3 protein-coding genes are annotated in these 4,491 nt (G+C 68.0%); all 3 read right to left on the bottom strand.

Going from position 1 to position 4,491, the window contains the following annotated elements; all coding sequences use genetic code 11:
* Positions 1–222: 222 nt before the first annotated feature.
* The 3 genes from FZ983_RS32550 to asnB are packed head-to-tail and all read right to left on the bottom strand — an operon-like array spanning position 223 to position 4,426.
* Positions 223–1,329 (bottom strand): GNAT family N-acetyltransferase, encoded by a 1,107-nt coding sequence (locus tag FZ983_RS32550; RefSeq protein WP_149228922.1) that lies wholly within the window; start codon positions 1,327–1,329, stop codon positions 223–225.
* On the bottom strand, positions 1,326–2,330 hold the full coding sequence (nadE, locus tag FZ983_RS32545; RefSeq protein WP_149228921.1) for an NAD(+) synthase: 1,005 nt from the start codon (positions 2,328–2,330) through the stop codon (positions 1,326–1,328). The genes FZ983_RS32550 and nadE overlap by 4 nt, the downstream gene beginning before the upstream one ends.
* A 56-nt stretch (positions 2,331–2,386) precedes the next feature.
* Positions 2,387–4,426: an asparagine synthase (glutamine-hydrolyzing) gene (gene asnB / locus FZ983_RS32540; protein WP_149228920.1), complete on the bottom strand. Its 2,040-nt coding sequence runs from the start codon at positions 4,424–4,426 to the stop codon at positions 2,387–2,389.
* Between the last annotated feature and the right edge of the window lie 65 nt (positions 4,427–4,491).

Raw genomic sequence — 4,491 nt, 5'->3', positions numbered from 1 at the left:
GTCGATAGGAGGCATGTGGACGGACAGCAATGTCTGAAGCTAAGCCTTACTAATCGCTCGATCGGCTTGATCTCACCGAGCGCCATGCACAGCGGTAAGCCGCTCCATGGACGTCATCGAAGACGCATCCCGTCACTTGAAACTCGATTTTAACGCGAACAGCGAAAAAGCCGCCTCCCTTATGGGAAGGCGGCTTTTTCGCGTTTGGAGTTCCGACGGTCTCTACTCGCCCAGACCCTTGAACCCCATGTCGCTGTCGGCGACGGTGACGAACCAGTTCTTCGGATCGCCCGTCGGCCCGGCAAGCTCCGGCTGGTCCAGCGCCGGCCGCACCATCATGCGGGTCGGCGTATGCAGGCCGTTCTTCAGGCACAGGAAGCCCATCATCGACAGCGGCCGCGCCGCCTGGGCGTTCAGCGTCCGGCACATCAGCGCGACCATCCCCTGCCTGCGCGCCAATTCGGTCATCAGCGAGAAGGCCGCCACCAGCCAGCCCGGCCGGGCCAGATAGTCGCAGATCACCCCGACCGGCTCCCCCTTCCAATGATCGACGCGCAGCACGACATAGGCCAGCACGGTCTCGCCGCGCATGACGTAGAAGCGGCGGAAGCGGTCGGCCTGCGGCGTGGTGTCGAAACGCCAGTTCAGGAAGGCCCAGTCGCGCCGGGCGATCACGGGATGCTGCGGCGAGGCGGCCTCCCATAGATCGTCGACCCGGTAGTCGAAGCGGTCGATCTCCACCAGCCTGACGCCGAGCAGCTTGGCCGACAGCCCGTAGCCCATCGACGCGGTGGCGAGCGCCGGCTTGCCGATCCGGGCGACCAGCTTGGCCAGCCCGCCGCCATAGGGGCTGACGCGCAGGCAGCGCAACGGGTCGATCACCCGCAGGTAAGTCGGCACATTGCCGAGGTCGAGCCAGCCCGCCCGCTTGTAGGACTTGTAGGCGGCCTCCGTCATCGACAGCGACACCGCGAGGTCGCTGGCGCTGGAATGGGTTTCCGACAGGGCGGGACCGACGCCGCGCAGGCGCCATTCCGGGGCGACCATCAGGTCGATCGCCCAGGAGGCCCTGCGGTTGCGGTCGCCGACCTTCAGGGCGAACGGAATGCCGCCCTGCTGGCCGACGACGGCACCGTTTCGCTTGCACAGCCAGAGCTGCGGTCCCTCATGCTCCCGTTCCGGCGGCTCTTCGAACAGCCAGTGGAAGTGGTCGGGACACAGCTGGATGGCCTCGGCGCCGAAATGCGCCCGCTGGAAGGCGTCGAGGGCGGTACGGTCATCCGGCTCGTACCGTCCGACGCCACGCTGTTTCCAGTCGATGACGCTCATGCCTCATCCCCAACCGACACCGGCTGCACCAGATGGGCATCGCGCAGGATGCGGGCGGAGGTCCGGCGCTTCGCGGTGATGTCCTTGTAGACCCGCCGGACCTGCGGCACCGTCAGGTCCAGGGCAGCCGCCGCTTCCTCTTCCGTGGCGCCGCGGCCGTAGGCGCAGAGCGCAAGGTCGAGCTTGTCGTAGGGCAGGGCGTAGTAGAACTCCTCCTGCGACTGCGGCAGGGTATAGGTGTCGGTGCTGGGCGACTGGCCCTGGATTTCCGCCGGCAGGCCGAGATAGGCCGCCATCTGGTAGACCTGGGACTTATAGAGGTGGGCGATCGGCTTCAGGTCGGCCAGACCGTCGCCGCCGCGCACGAAGAAGCCCAGCTCATATTCCAGCCGGTTCGGCGTGCCGAGCACGGCGTAGTTCAGGCGGTCGGCATGGGTGTATTCGACCGTCTTGCGGATGCGCTGCTTCAGGTTGGTGGCGGCGACGACGTCGAGATAGACATCGACCGGCATGCGGCTGGTCTGGCGCTCCCCCTCCGGCGATTCGACGGTCAGGGTGAAATAGTTGACACGGTCGGCGTCCAGCAGGTTGCCGGCCAAGCCGATCTTCTGCTTCCAGCCCGGACCGAATTCAGGGAACAGCCGGCGGATGGCGTTGTCGCGCCGCTCGTAGCAGCCCAGCGCCTCCAGCGGACCGGTGATGTTCTCCATGACGGGCGTGACGCCGAGATGCTCGCAGAGCAAGGTGCCGAGGCGGGTGCTCTTCGGCGAGTTCTCCTTTTCCGGCATCAGGATGCACAGCACGCGCTCCGGTCCCAGGGCGCGGACGGCGAGCGTTGCACAGACCGAGCTGTCGATCCCGCCGGACACGCCGAGCACGATGCCCTGGCGGCGCAGATCATGGGCGACGATGCGTTGGATGGCGTCTTCGATCTCGCGCGCCGCGGCCGCGCAATCCAGATCGAGGGCCTTGGAGTCGAACGAGGAAAGGGCGTTCAGCATGGTCACGGTTCCCGATGGGGGTTGATGCATCGTCGGTCAGAAGTGTATCGCGGCGGTCAGGCCGCGGTGGGCTGTGGCGTGGCGGTCCGGGCGTTGCCGGCCCGGTCTTCCAACACGTGGATATCCGCAAGATCCAGGGCATCGCGCTGGTCGCGGATGCGCTGGGGAAGCTCGTCGTGGACGTAATGCGCCAATATCTGCAGGGTCAGCGTGCCGACCAGCGCCATCTCCTCCCGCTCGCCGGCCATGCGGCCGTTCTGGCGGTGGGCCTTGTCGGCCAGGGCGGATACGGCGTCGGCGTCGGTCAGGCCGTAGCGGGCGAGCGCGTCCGGCGACAGCAGATCGCGGACATAGTCCGGGGCGCCGTCGCCGAACAGGGCGGTGGTCATCGGCGCGCGGTAGGGGCGCTTCGGCCGCTGGAAGATCTCGGCCGGCAGATGGCGGGCGGCCAGCCGGCGCAGCGCCAGCTTGTCGCGCAGCCCCAGCATCTTCACCCGATCCGGCAGGGCGGCGCAGAGGTCGTCGACCGCCGGGTCGAGGAAGGGATAGCGGACCTCGATGCTGTTGGCCATGGCAACGCGGTCGCCCTGGGCCGACAGCAGATAGGGGGTCATGAAGGAGGATATCTCCGCCCACTGGCTGCGGGCGAGCGGCGACCAGCGCGACCAGCCGTCCGGCAGATGGGCCGCGACATGCGCTTCGAAGGCGGCATCGTCGGCCGTGGCCTGGACGTCAGCGGACAACAGGCGCTGCGACCAGGCGGTGTTCCGCCAGCGGGTGCGGTGGGCGTAGAAGGTCTCCTCCGTATCCATCATCCCGCGCTTGAAGAAGGCCTGCCACAACGGGCTGTCCTTCTGGCCGTTGACGGCGGCGAAGGGATGGATGCGGCCCAGCAGCTTCGGCCGCGCCTTGCTGTCGGGCTGGCGCGCCCAGAAGCGGCGAACCTTGTCCTCCTTGAAGATGTCGTAGCCGGCCAGCCACTCGTCGGCACCCTCGCCGGACAGCACGACGCGGATGCCGCTCTCGCGCACCAGACGCGACAGCAGGAACAGCGGGGCGGGGGCGGTGCGGACCAGCGGCGTCTCGCCGTGGCGGATGACGTCGGGCAGAGCCGCCTGGATGTCCTGCGGGCTGCAGAGGATGTCGTGGTGCTCGGTCCCGACCTGGCCGGCGACCAGCCGCTGCTGCGGCGTCTCGTCGAAGCCGGCGTCGGTGAAGCGGACGCCGAAGCTGTGCATGTGGGTGGTGTCGAGCTTGCGGGCCAGCGCCGCGATCACCGAGCTGTCGAGCCCGCCGCTGATATAGACGCCGACCGGCACGTCGGCGCGCAGCCGCAGGCGGATGGCGTCGAGCAGCTTTTCCTCCAGCCGGTCGGCCGCCTCGTCCAACGACAGGGTGGCGAGCGACGGATCGGTGGCGAAATCGGGCTGCCAGTAGCGGTCGACATGCAGGGCGAGCGTGGAGTCGATGCGGATGGCGGTGGCCGCCGGCACGCTCTCCACCCCGGCGAAGACACTGCCGTGCGGCGCGGTGCTCCAGTGGGTGAAGACCTGGGCGAGGCGGGCCGGGTCGAAGGCGGGCGTCACCCGGCCGCCGCCGAACAGCGCCTTGGCCTCCGACGCGAAGACCAGATGATCGCCGCGACGGGCATAGAACAGCGGCAGGATGCCCAGCCGGTCGCGGACCAGCCACAGCTCGCGCCGCTTGGTGTCCCACAGGCAGATGGCGAACTGGCCGTTCAGCTTGGCCCAGGTGGCGGGGCCGTATTCCTCGAAGGCGTGGACGATCACCTCGGTGTCGGTTTGGGTGTAGAAGCGGTGGCCGCGCGCTTCCAGATCCCGGCGCAGTTCGACGTGGTTGAAGATCTCGCCGTTGAAGCTGATCCAGAGGGTGCGGTCCTCGTTGTGGATCGGCTGGAAGCCGCCGGCGAGGCCGACGATGCTGAGCCGCGCATGGGCAAGCCCGATCCGGTCGTCACGGTAGAAGCCGTAGCCGTCCGGGCCGCGGTGGCCCAGCATGGCGATCATGCGCTTCAGCTCGTCCAGACCGGGCGGTTCGGCATGCGATCCTGCGAGAACTCCGGCGACACCACACATGAGCGTGCTCTCTGTCCTGGGGTGGGTGTTGTTGGTGGTGTTCTGTGTTGGGGTTCGGGGGAGGG

This window comes from Azospirillum sp. B21 (genome assembly GCF_008364825.1).
GTDB lineage: Bacteria > Pseudomonadota > Alphaproteobacteria > Azospirillales > Azospirillaceae > Azospirillum.
The sequence above is the reverse complement of the archived record's forward strand: the minus strand, read 5'-3'. Positions and strand labels throughout refer to the sequence as shown.